Here is an 18,426-nt window from a genome sequence, read left to right as displayed (position 1 = left end):
AAAAAACACACCGCTCAAGGTCCGCTATCTTGAAAAAATGGGTTTTTCAGGGGGAACTACATAAACCCTACGACACCGTTTTCATGCGGGCGGTGGTTGAGCGTGAGCTTTTTTCGCAGTATCCTCCAGCAGATAGAACCAGTGATGCTGCAATAGCTTATGGCAGGACGTTTGCGGCCGGTGTCTTAGATGCCTTTTTGCGATTGATCTCCAACAACTCTAGAAATGCAAAAAATGAAGACGGCGTTGCTTACACTAATACCATTCCCGGCGAAGATGTTTTGTCTGCGCTTTCAAATGTAGATGTATTTTTAACCGACGAAGAAAAACGCGCCATTATTCTCTTACGAAACGTTCAACACATTGCGGATCTTTTTTACAAAAGCGCTCTCAATTGCATGACAGCGTTTCCGCCAGCACTTGTTTTTACTCTTTCCGATCTCAATCTAGAAGGTGAAAGCTTTCATGATATTTTTTATTTGGCGGGGAAAAACGTTCGTTTCGACAAAACAAATTTTACAAGAGCACTCATAATGAATTCTGATCTTTCTCAGATGTGTTTCTACGGAGCAGATTTTTCCGAAGCAACTTTAGATTCCTGTAGCTTAGAAAACGCCTTGTTGGATCGTACACTTTTTCGTAGCGCACGCCTCTTTGACGTCAGGGCAAGTGAAGCTACATGGGCAAACAGCGATTTTTCGAATGCACGCATACAGCGGGCAAACATGTCACGAATAGATGGAACATATTCGCAGTTCACTAATGCGCAGCTCGCAAACGTTGACCTGCATTCATCGCAGCTTGATGGAGCAGATTTAAGAGGAGCACAATGCGACAACGTAAACTTTTTTGGAAGTCAGTTTTCAGGTAGCAGATGGGGAGAAAGCGACAAGGGCAGCAGCACCCATTTAACAAACTGTATTCTCACGGACCTTGAAACAAAAAGAGGACAACCTTGTCAGGTTGTTGGCACCATGACGTGGGACAGGGTGCGTTATGAAAACCCAACGGAAAAACAGCGTCATTATTATCCGCTTACAGGCCGCGTTTCGCCCATAGTTTCAAGCAACCTCCGGAGAACAATTTATCTGCAACACTTTGTAAGCGCAACCACTGGAGCTCGTTTATTTTTTCTCAGGTGAAGAGAAAAAAAATGGTTCATAAATCTTGAAGTAAAAAAATAATACAAAGCTTAAACTTAACAACAAAATCACTGGCACATCTATATGCTGTCCGCTAAGCACTGTCACAGCTGCATATGGTGTCCATCCTCCCAAAAGAAAAAACCACTCCAAGCCAAAAGCGATCCATTTTTTTCTGTGTTCAAATAAGCCTAAACCAGGGATTTTTCCTTTATGGGGAAACAAAGGAAGGCTTCGAAACACAATGAGGTCGAAAAGAAAATGTGAAATAGTGCAAGCTGCAAAAAGAAAAGCAACTTGAAGATCGTGCAAAAAAAGAAGCGCCGTGAAAAAAACAAGCACGCTCATAAGAATGCTCACCGCAAAACTATGTGAATATTGTGATTGCCCGCGAACACTTTCTTTTTTGAAAGCAGCCAAACAAAAGTGCAAAAGATCGTTGGAATAACAACACAACATCAACACTGCCAAATTCAAATCTGGTCGAAGGGCTTTTGCGATGAAGGCGGGAGAGAAGTGAGCCGAGAGCATTGGCGATGCTTACCAGAAAAAAACATGAAGGCAAGCGAGCATCTTACGAAAAGGAAGCTTTAAATTGTTTGCGAACAGCCAGCTGCGCAGATGTAGGCGTGGAACCATTTCCTTCTGGCTGAAAAATAAAATACCCCAACATTTGTGTGGAAACTACAAGCGGTGTAACAAGATCGCCTTTATTCATATACATTTGTGCATCAACAACCCCAGGAATTTGCCTCAGCTCTTCCACAGATGTGTGATCTGTAAGAATTCCCGACTCAGGTCTCTCAAAGTCCATCAAAAATTCTGCTCCAAGCTCTGGTCCTTCAGCCTCAATACGCGGGCGATAATTGGAATCAAGCGCAGCTAATACCATGGCTTCATAGACATTAAGCCCATACGCCTTTTGATAAAGCGCCGGAAGCATTCCTCCTCCAACACGTGCAGCAATTTCGCCGAAGACAACTTTTCCGTTTGGCTTCACAAAAAATTCGCCATGCGCCCATCCATCACGCATGCCAAACGCATGAACAATTTTTCCCATTTTTTGGAGAATCTTTTTTTCACTCCTCGTACGATTTTTGTTTCTTGTTACCGTACCCTGCGGAGGAAAAGAGTTAAATTGTAAAGGCGGTTTTGTGTATCTTCCCAAAGCTTCGAAAACAATGCATCCGCCTTGCAGCAAAACGTCTGCGTGGCACTGCTCACCGTGCACATATTTTTCAACCAGGCACACCATTCCGCTTTGGTCATTTACACGTTTCGCCTTTTCAAAGGCTTCGTTCACATCATCATTCGGAAAAACTTCAAACACACCTACGCAACCATAAAACGAGGTGGGTTTTACAACCACATGTCCACCCAAACGTTGTGTTAGCTCGATAAATTCGTTCTTGCTTCTCACAGCATTCCCTTTTGGAACCTTCACTCCCGCATCTGAAGCTGCTTTACGCATGAAATGTTTATTTCGAAAAAGGCGCGCCTCACTTACGCTCAAGCCTCTAGGAAAACGAAATGTGTCATGAAGTGTTGCAGCAGTGAGAACAGCATTTTCTTCAAAGGGAAAAGCACACTGAACAGCGTGATCGCTACAAAATCGTCGCAATGCTGGGGTGATCTGATGGCCAATAAATGTCGGCATCCCAAAACTACTGGGAGGCGCTGGCAAAACACTTTCGGAATCCATAACCACAAGAGCTGGCGTTACCCCCAAGCGAAGAGCTGCGTCTCTCATAGTGTAAAGGTCTCTCATAACAGAAAGAGCGGGGGTCAAACAAACTGATGTCACAATCAAACAAGCTGGCGCGCTCATAAAATGCTTTCAAAAAGAAAAAGACTACTTCGAAGAGAAGACGTCCTTATACATCTTTGCGGCTTTCATAATGGCTGTTTTTGCTTTTTCTGCGTCTAAAAAATCTTGGACCATTACTTCCTTATGCTCTAATTTTTTGTAGTCGCTAAAAAAACGGTGGAGCTCTTTTAAACGATGCGGTGGTATTTTGTCTATTTGGTGATAGCTGCTGTATTCGGGGTCATCAAGATGCACGCAAATAATTTTCTCATCTTGCTTTCCTTGATCAAGCATCGTCAGCATGCCAATTGGGCGAGCACGCAAAATAGAAAGCGGCACTACCGATTCTTGCATGAGCAAAAGGATATCAAGCGGATCGTCATCATCACCAAAGGTTTGCGGGATGAAGCCATAATTGGCAGGATACATCACCGAAGAATATAAAACTCGATCAACATACAAAAGGCCTGTTTTCTTATCCAGCTCATACTTCACCTTGCTGCCTTTTGGAATTTCAATCACCACTTTAATTTCGTCGGGCGCAAGTTCTCCAATGTCAATATCATGCCAAGGATGCATAAAGCTTATACCTCTTTCACAGCGTTCTTCTTTAGTTTACTCAAAACTGTTCCATTGAAGAAATCGCGCAACCTAATATCGTTGTTGTACATCCATTGCTGACCAACACTCATCACTGTGTTCACCAAAATATACAGCACAAGCCCAACGGGCAAAAACAACATGAAGCCTGCAAACATAACCGGCATAAGCATCATCATTTTTTTCTGCGCCGGATCGGTGCTTGGCGATGGCATTACTTTTTGCTGCGCCACCATGAAGAGCCCAAGGAAAATGGGAAGAATAAAATAAGGATCGGGAGCAGCCAAGTCTTTGTAGAAGATAAAAAATGGCGCGTGATACAATTCCATGGAATTCCACAACACTTTATAGAGCGCAATGTACACCGGAAACTGCAAAAGCATTGGCAGGCAACCACCAGCAGGATTCACTTTGTGGGTTCTGAACAACTGCATGGTTTCTTGTTGCAACTTCGCTTTGTCGTCTTTGTATTTTTCTTGCAGCTTTTTCAACTTTGGCTGCAACTGTTGCATAGCCTTCATCGACTTCAGTGATTTTTTTGAAATAGGATTCAACAAAAGCTTGATGAAAACAGTAAGCAAAATAATAGACAAGCCAAAGTCGCGCACAACTTTCACCAAAAATTTAAGCGCATACACAATTGGAACGGCAACCACCGAAAACCAACCATAGTCGATAGCCTCGTTCAGCCGAACCGCTTCACCAGCGGCTTTCAGCATGTTGATATCTTTTGGTCCAGCGTACAGTGAAAAACTTTGCTGCACACTTGCGCCAGGTGCAATGCTGGCACGCGGAAACACAATTCCACTTTCAATCACCTTGATGCCTTCACCCAAATCGTTTCTGCTGCTTGCACCGTAACGTACCGAAAAATCTTTCGCCTGATCGCGCGGAATAAGTGTAGACATAAAGTATCGGTCTTCAATGCCCGCCCAGTAAAGGTCTCCGGCTTTAGCTTGAAGTTGCGGAAGCTCTTGTATTTCTGCCTCACGATGAACTTCTCCATCGAGGTAATAAAGAGGATGGCGATTTTCGGCACTGCTTTGTTTCAAAAAGGCCAACGTACCTTTTTCTTTTGGCACCGTTAAGCCTTCAACACTCACTGCAGTTTTGGCATCAAGCACGCGCGAGCTTTTATTTTTTATGATTAGATCTACATCGGCAAGATAGTTCTCGTCGTGAAAGCGAATGACTTTGGTCACTTCCGCCTGACGTGAACTCCACGTGTACACTAATTTATTTTCTGAAGCTTCGGTTAAGCGATAATGCGGTTTTTCGGGAAATTCGAAATTTGCATCGAGGAAAGAAAGGTTCAACGAACCGCGCAGCTTATCGGCTTGAGGTACAAGATCAACGTGTGGGCTGCTTTTGTCGGCCGTCTCATGATAGGCAAGAATTTTCCATGACTCAATGCTGGCGCCATCGGTAGAAAGTTTTGCCTCGTACAAATTATTTTTGATTTCTGAAACTTTCACCGGAAGATGTGCCTGCGGATCGGCATACAATTCAGATTCTTCCATAAACGGAACACTTTTGTTTTCGCCACTCACTTGGCTAGCAGCTTGTGCACCGCTTTCTGTCTGCGTTTGCGCGTCGGCTGGTTTTTGTTGCGGCACCATAAATTTAAACCACAACAACATAATGAGTGCAGAAAGGCCAATCGCCAGTAAACTTCGGTGTTCTTGTTTCATCTGTAATTCCTCAACGTTTTAACATGACCAACAAGTTCTGTGACAGTGTTTATAAACACTTCCCGTCACATGACTGATGATGGTGTTGTACAGGGTCATAGCCGCTTCCACCCCAAGGATGGCAGCGAAGTAATCGCCATGCAGTTTTTGTAAATGCCGCGCAAAAGGGCAGGTGTGAAAAAGCTTGTTCGGCATACTGCGAACAAGTGGGCTCAAAACGACAGCAGTCACCAAAGAACGGTGAAATCAGCTTTTGATAAAGGCGAATTAAAAAGAGGCAAAATCTTTTCATCATAATGAGGGGGTAACTTACGCAATATTTTGGTGGAAGTAAAGCACTTCTCACGACGAAACACCTTCACTTCACGCAAGTTTTTTGCTGATTTTTTTTCGCGCTTCAGCAAGCGCTGCGAAGATATTTTTGCTGTCAACATCGGCGGCTTCTTTAAAAAAAACCAGCACACAATCGGCATTTGGATATTCGGCAGAACGAAGACGAAAATCTTCTCGGGCCAAGCGTTTGAGGCGGTTGCGCACCACGGCGTTTCCCACTTTTTTTGAAACCACAAGACCTAAGCGTGCATGTTCACCACGCAACGCCGAAAAGAGAAAGAGCTTCGTGCGAACGCTCGTTCCTTTGGCTTTTACGGCTTCAAATTCTTCTGGTCGTGTAAGGCGATGCTGTGAAGGAAAAATGGGCATGAACTTCAAAAAGAGAAGGCGACTTCAAACTACTAAACAGTAGTAAGACGTTTTCTTCCTCTGGCTCTTCTGGTGTTGATGATACTACGGCCAGCTTTAGTCGACATGCGAGCTCTGAATCCGTGGTTTCTTTTTCGTTTCAAGTTACTTGGTTGGTATGTTCTTTTCATAATCCTGCTCCGGCTTCTGTTCAGTAGAGCGTGCTCTCCTAGGGAGAATGACCCGGAATGTCAATGAAAAAGCTTCTTTGCCCTCCGTTCGTCCTCTTTTCCTCACCTCCTCCAAGAAGCCCCCACATTGGCTTTGCGCCAAACAGCCGAGGGGAAGCCCAGATGAAAAAATGAGGCCTAATAAACACTTGTTATTCTTGGTTTTTCACATTTCACTTGCAAATTATCCACAGGCTCACTTAGTACAGACCTCTCGCAAAAAAGATGCGAAAAAACGTTCGGACTGTTGGAGTAGACATTGTCCCCAACTTATCCACAAAAAACCAAAAACACAGCTAAAAACATTTAAATAGCTTTAGATATTAAATATTTACACACATTCCCCCATGGGGATAAGTTGCTTTATTTGGTGCAGAAAAAGGGATTCGCGTGAAAGAACTTTTAGAGCAGCTCAAGGAAAAAATTGCTGAAAAAATCAGCGCCCTCAACTTTACCACGTGGTTTAGTCCCATCAGCGACGCTCGCATCGAAAACGATGTTTTCATCGTAGTGGTTCCCAATAAATTTGTGGCTGATTGGATCAACGATTACTACCGCGATCTTTTTGTACAAGAACTGCATCAGCTTTCTGGAAAACAATATCGCTTAAGCTTCGAAGTGAAAGAGCCCCAAGAAAAAGAAGGGGCCACAAAAGCAAGGGGCGCCGGCGAACCAAGTGCGGCAAAGCTTGATATCGCAAGATTGCTTCCACAGCTTAATCCAAAATATACTTTCGATCGCTACGTAGTGGGCAGTTCAAATCAATTTGCTCACGCTGCGTGCAAGGCTGCGGGCGAACTTCCGGGAGGTCACTACAACCCACTTTTCATTTACGGCGGTGTAGGTTTGGGCAAAACGCATTTACTGCAAGCCATTGGAAATGAAGTGGCGCGCATGAATCCGCACTTCACCATCATTTATGTTTCGTCCGAAAAATTTATGAACGAACTCATCAACGCTATTCGCTATGACAAAACAGGTGAGTTCCGCAGAAAGTATCGCGAATCTTGCGATGTGTTGCTCATCGATGACATTCAATTCATCGCCGGCAAAGAGCGCACGCAAGATGAATTTTTTCACACTTTCAACAGTTTGTACGAAGCACAAAAACAAATTGTGATGACCAGTGACAAGTTTCCCAAAGACATCCAAGGCCTGGAAGAGCGCTTGCGCTCTCGTTTTGAGTGGGGGCTGATTGCCGATATTCAACCGCCAGATTTTGAAACGCGCGTTGCTATTTTGCGCAAAAAAGCTGACGCTGAAAAACTGCATTGCCCAGATGATGTGGCCATGTATCTTGCCAGCGTTGTTTCTTCAAACGTGCGCGAACTTGAAGGCTCACTCATTCGCATCAACGCCTTTGCATCTCTCACACGCAGCCCAGTTACCGTCGACCTTGCAAAAGAAGTGCTGAAAAACGTGGTAAACAAACCGCAAAATCACTGCAGCATCGAATCCATTCAAAAAAAGGTGGCTTCCTTTTATCAAGTCAGTGTCCCCGATTTAAAGTCTCCCCGCAGACACAAGTCTTTGGCGTATCCCAGACAGATAGCGATGTACTTGTGCAAAAAACATGCGGGCTGTTCTTTCCCCGAAATTGGCAGCAAGTTTGGCGGCAAAGATCACACCACGGTAATGCATGCGTGCAAAAAAATTGAACGCCTTCTCAAAGACGATCAAAAACTGCAAAGCGAACTTGGTGCTCTTGAGCGCTCTTTGCAATCATAAGCATTCATTCTGAAATAAATTGACGCCGAAGATTGAACTTCGTAAACAAGTGCCCACTATGTCTCTTGTTGATTCCATCAATAACTTCAATTTCAATTCATGGCTTGGTGGCGCAATTGTTATTGCCTTATGGCTTGTTGTTTTTTTTCCGCTGAAACGCATTGTGGTGAAAAAACTTAGCAAAAAACTCGCTGATAATTCTCTTTTTTGGAATGATGTGATCATGCGCGCACTCCAGCTTCCCCTTACTCTCACTGTGTTTGCGGTCGCCTTCATTTTTGCCCAAACCTTTTTACCTGCGAGTGAAAAAATACTGCGAGCATTTTATGTGCTCAGTACCATTTTCTTTGTGCTGGCTGGTATTTTCTTTTTCAACAAACTTTTTATTGGTTTGCTCGAACGCTCTGAAGCAAGGCATGCTGAACTTCGCAACTATTCAGGAATGGCGCGTGGTGGAATTCGTGTTGTCATTTTTCTCATCGGTCTTATGTTTGCGCTGGATAACATTGATATTTCAATCACTCCGCTTATTGCATCACTTGGTGTTGGTTCGATTGCCGTTGCTTTGGCGCTGCAAGATACGCTTTCCAACTTTTTTTCTGGCCTTTACGTTCTCATCGACAAACCCATCAAAACAGGTGATTTTATCGAGATAGAAAATAATATCCGCGGCTACGTCGAAAAAGTTACTCTTCGCAACACGCACATTAGATTGCTTGCAAATAATATTGTCATTGTTCCCAATACCAAAATTGCAAACAGCATTCTCACTAATTTCAACAAACCCGTATACGAGCAATCTGTCTACGTTTCCGCGGGAGTGAGTTACGCCAGCGATCTTGAACAGGTTGAAAAAATTACGCTTGAAGTGGCAAAAAAAACCATGGAAGAAGTTGAGGGTGGTGTAAAAACTGCAGATCCTCTCGTTCGCTTTAACGAGTTTGCCGATTCCTCCGTCAACTTCACCGTGGTTTTGCGTGGACAAGATTTTATTTCACAATATCTTCTCAAACACGAATTCATCAAACGTTTGCACAAACGCTATCACGAAGAAGGAATAGAAATTCCATTCCCAATTCGAACGGTTATCATGAAAAAAGAAGAGGCTTCCGAAAACTAATTGCCGTACAAGGTGCATGCCCCGTGTACGCCATCAAATTCCGCTTCATTTCTTTTCACACTCAAGTTAATCTCAAACACTTTTCTTCCGGCAGCATCCACTATTTTCCCGCGCGCTTCCTGCTTCACCTCAGCTGGCGTATCTTCCCTTGTCACAATGTGCTCAACTGCTTTAAAGCGAAGTCCTCGGCTACAGTCATCAAAACGCACTGGCTTCGTGTTGCCTTTCCACAAACTGCCCATATTCACCGGATATTTTTTTGTGGCACTTGTTTTACATTCAAGCACACGAACGGTACACGTTCCAGACTGGAAACTGTCTATTTGTCGTGATTTGCTATCAGATACGGTTCCGTCTAGCGTTTTTCCACTTTTTTCTTGGGTCACTTCATATGTACAAAATCCCTCGCCAAAGCGAGAAATCGCATTCAGCGTAAGACCATTACACGAAACACTCGCTTCGCGCGATTGCGTTTCATATAACTGTGGCAAACTGATTTGATTATCCGCATGCAACACAACAGAACTTCCTCCTCCACACATATTTACATCTGCCAGACTTCCTCCTTTGATAAGTTGAATTCTCTTATCGGTTTTGGAAGAAGGTGCATTGCTTCAAGGTGAAAAAATAATTCACTTTTTGGGAAATCGCCTGTTTATGCGGGTTTTATGGCTGTTTTGGGAAAGAAAAAAATTAGCGGCTCATTAAAGACAAAAATCTCTCACGAACTTGCCTTTGTGTTTCAGCAGTCTGCTGTGGATTGCTCGCATCAAAAAGATAGTATCCAAGAAACGGACTAAATGAGGGAAGCCAAACATAAGGAGGTAGAAATGCCTCTGCCGCTCTAACACCAGAAATGTCCGCAAAAGGATTTCCGTTCTCGTTTTGAAAAGCCTGATGCAATCGATCATTATCCCAAGTTGCTCTTCCAATAAAAATTTCGGCGCCAAGTTCTGGGCCATCCTTTATTTCTGGTTGGTATCTTGGCAACAGCTCTGCTGCCATATACGCTTGGGCTAAATCAATTCCGTAGGCTTTTTTATAGAAGGGAACCAACATCATTCCCCCAATTCTTGCTGCAATCTCGCCAAAAACAACTTCTCCGCCAGGGGTAATAAAAAATTCAGCATGTGTCACACCGTTTTGCATTCCAAGGTGTGCAATAAGTTTTGTGCATTGAGTTAAAATATTTCGTTCTGCTAATGAAAGATTGTGTCTTCTGCTTATCACCCCTTGCGGCTTTCCAATGATAACATCCAAGGGAGGATTGATGTACTGACCAAGACCTTGGAAAACAACTCTCCCACCTTGAACAACAGTATCTACGTGATATTGTTTTCCCGGAACGTACGCTTCCAAACGAAACACTTTTGGATCCCGTTCTGAAACGGAATTAAACGAATTATTATACACCACAGCAGGATTGTTCACTTGCATGTCATGGGTCTGAAAACTTCCAAGTCCATCAACAGGTTTAAGGATAACCCGGTTACCCAACTCATTTACTGCAGCTACAAATTCAGCTTCATTCGAAAAACTTCTCGCTTCAGGAACTCGCAGCCCAGCTTGTGCTGCAGCTTCATGCATTTTATTTTTATCTCTGAAGCAAACAGATTGGGCATACGTTAAACCTTGAATGCCAAGCTTTTCTCGTAAAAATCCCGCCTCTTCAACAGCACCCTCATGAAACGGAATAGCACAGGTGAGATTAAATTCTTCGCTAAGACTGTAGGAATCTAACGCATGAACAACTCGTAAGCCCTCAGCTAAAAATGGAGTGTCTTCCATATCTTTAATCACCAAAACAGGCTGAACCCCCAAGAAATGCGACGTTTCCGCCATTATCCTAAGGCTAGAATGAAGAGGATGATTGGCACCTACTGGAGTTAAACCATTCATCACAATTAAACTTGCTCTGGGAAGAGTTATTGTCATGCTCACGTTATCGCCCGTTTCCAAAAGAAGTTGCCTGTTTTTTAATCGTCTCCATTTTTTGCCTTCCTCGCAAAACGAGGCTTTTCTTATCTTGCAGGTCATACGGCAATGGACACGGCGCTAAAACGAAAGAAGACAAAGCACTTGCTAGCTTGCATCACTTATGTAAAAGACTGTCATCGGTGAAGTACTTCACTTATCCACACAATAAGGGATAAGTCTGTTGATAGAGGTGAGGAAAGAACATGCACAAGCTTTCAAACAACAAGCAAACGAAGTGCTCCTGTGGAAAGCTTTCAAATTGGGGATAATCTGTTCACAGGTTTTGAGGACAAATTCTTTTTAAAGATCAACATTCTTCTCAACTTATCCCTTTTTCCACAGCTTCTATAAAGAGACTACTTTTTATATAAACTTTAAAAAATCAAAACCCTATAAAAGCTAAAGAGAAAAAAATGGAAATCAAAATCGAAAAACAAGAACTTCAAAGACAACTTCAATTAGTTCAAGGAATTGCAGAACGAAAAACAACAATGCCCATTCTTTCTAATGTTCTCATTACGGCAAAAGATAAAAAAATTAGTCTCACTGGCACAGACCTAGAAGTAGCGGTCATTTGCGAGTGCAAGGCCGATGTGCTGGAAGAAGGAAATGTAACGGTTCAAGCAAAAGGTTTGTTTGATATTGTAAAAGAACTTTCTGAAGATGTTGTGCACATCAAAACAAATGAAAAACACTGGCTAGAAATTTCGTGTGGAAAATCTGAATTTAAACTTGTTGGTTTATCTGGCGATGAATATCCAGCGCTTCCCACAAAAGGTGAGGGCGTTTCCTTTTCACTTCCCAGTTCTGTGATTACAGAAATGTTTTCGAAAACTTCTTTTTCCATGTCCAATGATGAAGCTCGTTACAACTTAAACGGTGTGTTGTTAGAAACGGAAGAAGAAAATGGAAAAAATATTCTTCGCATGGTTTCAACAGACGGTCACCGGCTTTCCATTGTAGATAGAGACTTAGAGGGCGTGAAGCTAAAACGCCCAGTGATTCTTCCGCGCAAAGGTGTGAGCGAATTAAAACGTTTACTCGAAACACAACACGAAACCTTTTCATTTTGGATTGATCCCAAATATGCCATTGCACATTGTGGAGATGTAACGCTCATCATTCGCTTAATCGATGGACAGTTTCCACCGTATCGCCAAGTCTTACCAAAAAAAGCGGGAAAAATTTTGAATGTCGATCGCAAAGAAATCTATCACGCGCTCAAACGCGTTTCTGCAATGTCCAGTGATCGTTCAAAAGGTGTGAAGTTTCACATTGCTCCAAAAGTGACAGAATTATCCACAAGTAATCCAGACTTTGGCCAAGCAAAAGAAGATGTGGAAGTGGAATATCACGGACAATCTTTTGATATTGGTTTCAACGGCAGATATTTTCTCGACGCCTTAAGTTCGCTGAAAGACGAAACCTGCTCACTCGAATTCGGCGACGACACTTCACCCTGCGTATTTCGCAGCGAGTTCGACACCGGCTACGTGCACGTGATTATGCCGATGAGGTTGTAAAGGCAGTGTTCCTTACTTCACTTACCTTAAAACACTTTCGAAATTTTTCTTCGCAGGAACTTGAGTTTGCTCCGGGTTTTAATATTTTCGTGGGCCAAAACGCTCAGGGAAAAACGAATATTATCGAGGCTATTTCATTTCTCTGCACCAGCAAATCCTTTCGCAGCAACGAATTCCGAGACATGATTGAATGGAATGAAGAAGCAAGTTTGGTGCGCGCAAAAGTAAAAGGCGAGAGAGGCGAAGATGAATGGAAAGCCTCACTCACTCCACACAAAAAAACACTTCTCAAAAATGACAAGCGACTTTCGGTTAAAAGTTTTCGAGGTTTGCACTGTGTTCTTTTTGCGCCCGAAGAGATTTTAATTTTAAAAGATTCGCCTTCCGCACGTCGTCGCTATGTAGATCAGGTGATCACGCGCTTTGTGCCAGCCTATGCAAAACTCATTCGAGAATATGAGCGTGTTGTTTCACAGCGAAATAAAATTTTTTCTGACGAACGCATTTCGTTTTCCGAAAAACAGCGTCTGCTTTCCGATTGGAATCCACAGCTTGTGGATAAGGCTGTGCATATTATGCTTCATCGCCATGAGTGGCTAAGCCGCTTCAATGCTCAGTTAGCCGTTGCCTATCACAATATTTGTTCACACGATGGAACTGCATTTTTTGAATACACTCCTCACGCAGGAAAAGCATTTCTTTCTTCGCGCGAAGCTTTGTTTGCAAGAATGCAAGAGCTTTTGGCAGAAAGGGCTAACGATGAGTTCGTCCGCAGAACCAGCCTGGTTGGGCCTCACCGCGATGATTGCCTTGCGCAATTAAATGGTGCCCAGGTAAAACATTTTGGTTCGCAAGGCCAACATCGCTCATTTGTGCTGGCCATGAAGTTTGCCGAAATGGAACTCTACAAAGAAGTGTACCAAGAGATGCCCATTTTGCTTTTAGATGATGTGATGAGCGAACTCGACGCAAAACGAAACCAAACTTTTTTCGAATACCTCCACTCAAATCACGGCCAAGTTTTCGTAAGCACCACCGATGACAGCCCCTTAAACAACTGGTCCCTTCAAGAGCAAAAGCGTTTCCGCGTTGAAGCTGGCGAGGTGAGGTGAGAAAAGTTGTAAGGACAACCCATCAATTGAACTTACACTGAGCAAAATTTACAACATTTTTTTCAAAGCAACTTTTTTCCTATTCATCCGAAAAGGCTTACAAGAAAGGATGTTTATGAAGATACCTGTTTTGCCTACTTTTTCAGGCCCCACCCAAGGACTTTCCCGTTTGCAACTGACGGCTCCCCAGGTGGAAGGTCCTGGTTTTTCCTCCATTCCCATGAAACTTAGCGGAAACCTCTATGTTCCACAGCATTTGCTGTCATCCGGCATATTTTCTGCTGCGAAGAAGGAAAGCGCGTTTGTGTCAGAAGCGGAGCTCAACGAAGTTTGCCGCGCAGTCGTGGAAGTCTATCCTGCATTGCTTGAAGTCACTCAGTTTGATTGGCGTGTAAGAGAGCAGTTTTTTCGTGCCGATATCTCGCGCCTAAATCCAATATTTCAGAAAACACCACAAAACCTTCTTTTAAGTGATCTTCGAGCCATGAATAAAAAAAGAGATGGTTTTCTTGAAAACCATTCTTTTGCCAGATGGCTTAGACGAGCTATTGCCTTGGCAAGGGCAACAAACAAAGAAACTAGAGTGTTTGAAACTGCACTCGATAAGGTTCTTGAAAACTCCTTTGGTACGCCAAGAAAAGGAATGCGCGATATTTGTAGCAATAAACAAGAAAGAATATCTTTGCTTGAGGCTGCGTTGGCTGAAATAAATTGTCTTCTCCAGCACCTCGATGCTCGCGCCGTACTTGGTCTTACTCGTCTCTTAGACGACGGAAAGCTTCTGCAGGTTTATTACGCAACCATTGCTCTTTGTGATGAGCTGGAGAACGAGGTTGATTCAGCAAGCCTAAGGCACGGTCTTGATGAAAAAACTGTTTCTCCATTTGAATTATGGAGCGATGAACTTTCTTCATTGCAGATACTAGTAGACCTCAGTTATTACAATGGGCTCGGCACTGACTTCGATAGAAAACCCTTACAAAAATATATCGAAAACATTTTATGCCTTAGCAGAGGCTAAAAAACCTTGCGTCCGTTCAACTAATCTGCTTAAGGAATTCCGTCTAGGAGGCTTTGTTTATGCATATTTCCGGTCCACACACTCTTGGTTCACAACTTTCAGCTGGCCTAACTCTGCTTAAAGCTAATTCGCAAGCCACATTTGCTGGCTCTGTGGGAACATTTCGGAATACCTTTGCTGATGGTGCTTCGCACTTTACTCTCCCACCGCGTTTTCAAGGCGCGCAACACCCAGCTCATATGGCGCGTTTTACAAAAGAAGCCGGAACATACTTTGATGGTAGGCTTGCTACGCTTACTCATACAGAGAACCCTCTTCAATCAGCTCGTACCGCTGGCATCCTTTTCCAAGCTGGTGAAAAAAATGAAAATCTTTTGGCTCTAGCAGTGGAAGCAAACCTTGTTTCTGCCAAAGCTTGTTTTCGTCTCCTTGATACCGGTATGAAAATATCTGGAAGAGAATATAAAAGGCTTATCGCTGCCAACAAAGAATTCATTACAGTTGGTTTGAAAGAAGGAAGTAAAAAAGCGAACAGAACAACTTTAAACCAGCTTCTTATCGTCTTGGGTCTTCTTATGACTACACCTTTAATTTTAACTGATCCAACAAACACCCATCCTGCACATCTGCCCTTGACAATTATTCCTGCACTCTTTCTCTTCACATCAGGAGTTTCGCGTTCGTTAAAAGAGCGAAACGATCTAAGGGATGTGCTTTTACATCGTGCTGATCAAGTTGGCTCAGATGTTAATGTCAGACAGCTCCAAGCTGATCTTGACCAGGCAAGAGAACATCTTAGTCTTTACAATGATGCTTATTCTTTGAGAGTTAAACTCACTTGGCTGCGCTCGGCTGCATTTGCTCGAAGGCTTCCCCAGCCACTCTTTCCCAGTTTCGTCTAACACAATTAGGAGAGAAGCCTTTTTAAACATAAAATTGCTCCATCAACATCACTTTTTGTGAGGAGAAAAGATATCCTTAACTCCCCACATTCCCCTTTACTTTTCCTTCCCTTCTGATTACTTTCTTGCAACTCAAAAGCCCGTTTTAAGCGGGTTTAAGCGATGTTTACAGCAAGATAGGAGTGTTCACGTGGCAACAGTTGCAGAGAAAAAAATAGACGACAAAAAGAAAGAAAAAAAATCCAGTCCCGGCGCTATCGGAACTTACGATTCCTCGCAAATTAAGGTGCTAGAAGGCCTAGAAGCCGTTCGAAAAAGACCAGCAATGTACATTGGTTCTACCGCAGCTTCGGGATTGCATCACTTGGTGTACGAAGTAGTTGATAACTCAGTAGATGAAGCGCTTGCGGGCTTTTGTAAAAATGTTCATGTGATTATTCACACCGACAACTCCATTTCTGTTGAAGACGACGGCCGCGGCATTCCGGTAGACATGCACAAAGACCAAGGTGTTTCAGCTGCAGAAGTAGTGCTTACCAAACTTCACGCGGGTGGAAAATTTGAAAACTCAGCCTACAAAGTTTCGGGTGGATTACACGGCGTGGGCGTTTCCTGCGTGAACGCATTGTCCTCGTCGCTCAAAGTGGAAATCAAGCGCGGCGGAAAAGTATACTTCATCAGCTTCCAACGCGGAGCAACCGATGCACCGTTAAAAGAAATTGGAAAAACAGATCGCACCGGAACTAAAGTGACCTTCAAACCCGATCACGAAATTTTTTCTGACCTTGTGTATTCTTTCGACACCCTTTCAAAACGTCTTCGCGAGCTAGCCTTCTTAAACAAAGGTTTGCGCATTACGATCAAAGACGAACGTGAAGAGGGAAAATCACACGACTTCCAATACGAAGGTGGAATTCAAAGTTTTGTAGAATACCTCAACAAAAACAAAGATCCCATCCACAAAAAAACCGTTTATTTCGAAGCTGAAAAAGAAGATGTGATTGTGGAAGTGGCAATGCAGTGGAACAATGGGTACAAGGAAAATTTATTTTCGTTCGCCAACAACATCAACACGCATGATGGTGGCACACATCTCTCAGGTTTCAAGTCTGCGTTAACGCGAACTATCAATCACTACGGAAACAAAAACGAGTTGTTCAAAAAATTAAAAACCGTTCCCGAAGGCGAAGATATTCGCGAAGGTTTAACGGCGGTTATTTCAGTAAAAATTCCAAATCCACAATTTGAAGGCCAAACAAAAGCAAAACTCGGAAACTCAGAAGTAGAAGGGCTTGTAAAGCAAGTGATGAACGACAAGCTCTCAGAATTTTTGGAAGAAAATAAAGACGTGGCTAGAAAAATTATTGGCAAAGCCACAGAAGCTGCCAGAGCAAGAGAAGCCGCCAGAGCTGCTAGAAATCTAGTGCGCAGAAAAAGTGCGCTTGAAGGCGGAATGCTTCCCGGAAAACTTGCCGACTGCCAAGAACGCGATCCCCAAGTGTGCGAATTGTACATTGTTGAAGGAGATTCTGCCGGTGGTTCAGCAAAGCAAGCCCGCAACCGTAGATTCCAAGCCATTTTGCCCATCAAAGGTAAAATTCTCAACGTTGAAAAAGCGCGCTTTGATAAAATGATTTCCAGTGATGAAATTAGAACCATCATCACTGCACTTGGAACGGGAATTGGCGAAGAAGATTTCAACGTCGAAAAACTTCGTTATCACCGCATCATTTTGTTAGCCGATGCAGACGTAGACGGTGCACACATTCGTACGTTGTTGCTCACGTTTTTCTATCGCCAAATGCCAGCGCTGGTTGAAAATGGCTATTTGTACATTGGCCAGCCGCCATTGTACCGCGTGAAAAAAGGCAAAAGCGAAAAGTACATCAAAGACGATGGAAAGCTCGAAAACTATCTGATCGAACTTGGTGTAGATGGAGTGAAGGTCAGCTCTAAGCTAGCAAAGACGGGCATCAGCGGAAAAGCGCTCAACACGCTCATTAAAAAATTGATCACCTACGATAAACTCATCAACCGTTTGCAAAAACGCCTCGACCCACGAGTGGTAGATGCGCTTGTAGCTACAAAAGCGTTGGATGAAAAAATTCTTGCAGGCGCAAAGAAAAATATTGATGCAGCTCTTGATACTATTGGTGCATATCTCAACAACACCTATCCAACGCTTTTAGATTTTTCGGTAGATGTGCAAGAGGACAAAGAACACAACTCACACCGAGTTGTTTATCACACGGTGCATAATGGCTTCCCTCGGGAAACCGCTGTTACCGCTGAGTTTCTGGATCAGCCCGAAATAAAAGAATTGTTTTTGCTGCACAAAGAATTTGAAGTGCTTGGCGACGGGCCGTACACCATCGCCGTGAAAGAACAAGAAGTAACAGTGCAGCACATTCATCAAGTGCGCGAATTTATTTTAACCGAAGGCAGCAAAGGCCAAGACATTCAGCGTTACAAAGGTTTGGGAGAGATGAACCCAGAGCAGCTGTGGGAAACAACCCTCAACCCAGAAAAGCGCGTGCTTTTGCAAGTAAGCGTAGATGATGCGGTAGAAGCCGATTCCATCTTCACCGTCTTAATGGGCGACAGCGTAGAACCACGCCGAAAATTCATCGAAGACAACGCACTGAATGTGAGGAATTTGGATATTTAGTTGGTTGGATAATTCTTTGCCATTGCGAGTTTTGTGAAACGAAACGTGGCAATCTCCTCTGACAATTCTGTTTTTTGTCATCCTGAGTGGAACGAAGGATCTCCCCTGGCAATTCTGATTTTGTTATAGTCGAGTACTTAAATCGGCAGAGGAGATCCTTCACTATGTTCAGGATGACGAAGGGTTGTGAGAATTATGAGTTTACTTGAATTTGCACAAATTTA

The 18,426-nt window shown here is 43.4% G+C and carries 17 protein-coding genes and 1 pseudogene (1 of these 18 running past the window's edge); 9 read left to right on the top strand and 9 right to left on the bottom strand.

What is annotated here, in order from left to right; genetic code table 11:
• Positions 1-83 precede the first annotated feature (83 nt).
• The gene (locus COV43_04210; protein PIR25735.1) at positions 84-1,142 is read left to right on the top strand and encodes a hypothetical protein; all 1,059 of its coding nucleotides are present in this window, start codon (positions 84-86) and stop codon (positions 1,140-1,142) included.
• Here COV43_04210 and COV43_04205 read toward each other — a convergent pair.
• The 7 genes from COV43_04205 to COV43_04175 form a co-directional block, all read right to left on the bottom strand.
• The gene (locus COV43_04205) at positions 1,125-1,673 is read right to left on the bottom strand and encodes a hypothetical protein (protein ID PIR25734.1); all 549 of its coding nucleotides are present in this window, start codon (positions 1,671-1,673) and stop codon (positions 1,125-1,127) included. The two genes, COV43_04210 and COV43_04205, sit on opposite strands and share 18 nt — an antisense overlap.
• A 43-nt stretch (positions 1,674-1,716) precedes the next feature.
• Positions 1,717-2,970 (bottom strand): hypothetical protein, encoded by a 1,254-nt coding sequence (locus tag COV43_04200; GenBank protein PIR25733.1) that lies wholly within the window; start codon positions 2,968-2,970, stop codon positions 1,717-1,719.
• Positions 2,971-2,994: 24 nt separating this feature from the next.
• Positions 2,995-3,528 carry an inorganic pyrophosphatase gene (locus COV43_04195; protein ID PIR25732.1) on the bottom strand — a complete coding sequence of 178 codons (534 nt, stop codon included), beginning with the start codon at positions 3,526-3,528 and terminating at the stop codon, positions 2,995-2,997.
• Positions 3,529-3,533: 5 nt separating this feature from the next.
• A complete protein-coding gene (locus tag COV43_04190; GenBank protein PIR25731.1) occupies positions 3,534-5,240 on the bottom strand; it encodes a hypothetical protein in 1,707 nt (568 codons plus the stop codon).
• 49 nt (positions 5,241-5,289) lie between these two features.
• Positions 5,290-5,535 (bottom strand): membrane protein insertion efficiency factor YidD, encoded by a 246-nt coding sequence (locus tag COV43_04185; protein ID PIR25737.1) that lies wholly within the window; start codon positions 5,533-5,535, stop codon positions 5,290-5,292.
• 68 nt (positions 5,536-5,603) lie between these two features.
• Positions 5,604-5,942, bottom strand: coding sequence for a ribonuclease P protein component (gene rnpA / locus COV43_04180; protein ID PIR25730.1), 339 nt, complete (start codon positions 5,940-5,942; stop codon positions 5,604-5,606).
• Between the two features lie 32 nt (positions 5,943-5,974).
• Positions 5,975-6,112, bottom strand: a complete 138-nt coding sequence (locus tag COV43_04175) for a 50S ribosomal protein L34 (GenBank protein PIR25729.1) — start codon at positions 6,110-6,112, stop codon at positions 5,975-5,977.
• Positions 6,113-6,541: 429 nt separating this feature from the next.
• Here COV43_04175 and COV43_04170 point away from each other — a divergent pair, with 429 nt between their 5' ends.
• Positions 6,542-7,879 carry a chromosomal replication initiator protein DnaA gene (locus COV43_04170; protein ID PIR25728.1) on the top strand — a complete coding sequence of 446 codons (1,338 nt, stop codon included), beginning with the start codon at positions 6,542-6,544 and terminating at the stop codon, positions 7,877-7,879.
• Between the two features lie 58 nt (positions 7,880-7,937).
• Positions 7,938-8,999 (top strand): mechanosensitive ion channel protein MscS, encoded by a 1,062-nt coding sequence (locus tag COV43_04165; GenBank protein PIR25727.1) that lies wholly within the window; start codon positions 7,938-7,940, stop codon positions 8,997-8,999.
• Here COV43_04165 and COV43_04160 read toward each other — a convergent pair.
• Entirely contained in the window at positions 8,996-9,541 is a 546-nt protein-coding gene (locus COV43_04160; GenBank protein PIR25726.1) for a hypothetical protein, read from the bottom strand. The two genes, COV43_04165 and COV43_04160, sit on opposite strands and share 4 nt — an antisense overlap.
• Positions 9,542-9,692: 151 nt before the next feature.
• On the bottom strand, positions 9,693-11,036 hold the full coding sequence (locus COV43_04155) for a hypothetical protein (GenBank protein PIR25725.1): 1,344 nt from the start codon (positions 11,034-11,036) through the stop codon (positions 9,693-9,695).
• Between the two features lie 353 nt (positions 11,037-11,389).
• Between COV43_04155 and dnaN the strand changes: the two genes are divergently transcribed.
• The 6 genes and pseudogenes from dnaN to COV43_04125 all read left to right on the top strand — a co-directional run.
• Complete coding sequence (gene dnaN / locus COV43_04150; GenBank protein ID PIR25724.1) at positions 11,390-12,499, top strand: DNA polymerase III subunit beta; 1,110 nt, start codon at positions 11,390-11,392, stop codon at positions 12,497-12,499.
• The gene (locus tag COV43_04145; protein ID PIR25723.1) at positions 12,403-13,611 is read left to right on the top strand and encodes a DNA replication/repair protein RecF; all 1,209 of its coding nucleotides are present in this window, start codon (positions 12,403-12,405) and stop codon (positions 13,609-13,611) included. The genes dnaN and COV43_04145 overlap by 97 nt, the downstream gene beginning before the upstream one ends.
• A gap of 115 nt (positions 13,612-13,726) precedes the next feature.
• Positions 13,727-14,632: a hypothetical protein gene (locus COV43_04140; protein ID PIR25722.1), complete on the top strand. Its 906-nt coding sequence runs from the start codon at positions 13,727-13,729 to the stop codon at positions 14,630-14,632.
• 59 nt (positions 14,633-14,691) lie between these two features.
• Positions 14,692-15,534: a hypothetical protein gene (locus COV43_04135; GenBank protein ID PIR25721.1), complete on the top strand. Its 843-nt coding sequence runs from the start codon at positions 14,692-14,694 to the stop codon at positions 15,532-15,534.
• Between the two features lie 214 nt (positions 15,535-15,748).
• Entirely contained in the window at positions 15,749-18,202 is a 2,454-nt protein-coding gene (gene gyrB / locus COV43_04130) for a DNA topoisomerase (ATP-hydrolyzing) subunit B (GenBank protein ID PIR25736.1), read from the top strand.
• A 186-nt stretch (positions 18,203-18,388) separates the two neighbouring features.
• Positions 18,389-18,426: pseudogene (locus COV43_04125) on the top strand (hypothetical protein) (it continues 187 nt past the right edge of the window).

The sequence above is a fragment of the Deltaproteobacteria bacterium CG11_big_fil_rev_8_21_14_0_20_42_23 genome, assembly GCA_002796345.1.
Lineage (GTDB): Bacteria > UBA10199 > UBA10199 > 2-02-FULL-44-16 > 2-02-FULL-44-16 > 1-14-0-20-42-23.
Note: the sequence above shows the minus strand (reverse complement) of the source record. Positions and strands in the feature narration are given on the sequence as shown.

Bases quoted from the DNA above. Each gene is read 5' to 3' on its own strand.
- COV43_04195 (PIR25732.1), bottom strand. From the start codon at position 3,528: ATGCATCCTTGGCATGATATTGACATTGGAGAACTTGCGCCCGACGAA.
- COV43_04185 (PIR25737.1), bottom strand. From the start codon at position 5,535: ATGATGAAAAGATTTTGCCTCTTTTTAATTCGCCTTTATCAAAAGCTG.
- rnpA (PIR25730.1), bottom strand. From the start codon at position 5,942: ATGCCCATTTTTCCTTCACAGCATCGCCTTACACGACCAGAAGAATTT.
- COV43_04205 (PIR25734.1), bottom strand. From the start codon at position 1,673: ATGCTCTCGGCTCACTTCTCTCCCGCCTTCATCGCAAAAGCCCTTCGA.
- dnaN (PIR25724.1), top strand. From the start codon at position 11,390: ATGGAAATCAAAATCGAAAAACAAGAACTTCAAAGACAACTTCAATTA.
- COV43_04190 (PIR25731.1), bottom strand. From the start codon at position 5,240: ATGAAACAAGAACACCGAAGTTTACTGGCGATTGGCCTTTCTGCACTC.
- COV43_04165 (PIR25727.1), top strand. From the start codon at position 7,938: ATGTCTCTTGTTGATTCCATCAATAACTTCAATTTCAATTCATGGCTT.
- COV43_04160 (PIR25726.1), bottom strand. From the start codon at position 9,541: ATGTGTGGAGGAGGAAGTTCTGTTGTGTTGCATGCGGATAATCAAATC.
- COV43_04175 (PIR25729.1), bottom strand. From the start codon at position 6,112: ATGAAAAGAACATACCAACCAAGTAACTTGAAACGAAAAAGAAACCAC.
- COV43_04200 (PIR25733.1), bottom strand. From the start codon at position 2,970: ATGAGCGCGCCAGCTTGTTTGATTGTGACATCAGTTTGTTTGACCCCC.
- COV43_04140 (PIR25722.1), top strand. From the start codon at position 13,727: ATGAAGATACCTGTTTTGCCTACTTTTTCAGGCCCCACCCAAGGACTT.
- COV43_04135 (PIR25721.1), top strand. From the start codon at position 14,692: ATGCATATTTCCGGTCCACACACTCTTGGTTCACAACTTTCAGCTGGC.
- COV43_04210 (PIR25735.1), top strand. From the start codon at position 84: ATGCGGGCGGTGGTTGAGCGTGAGCTTTTTTCGCAGTATCCTCCAGCA.
- COV43_04155 (PIR25725.1), bottom strand. From the start codon at position 11,036: ATGACCTGCAAGATAAGAAAAGCCTCGTTTTGCGAGGAAGGCAAAAAA.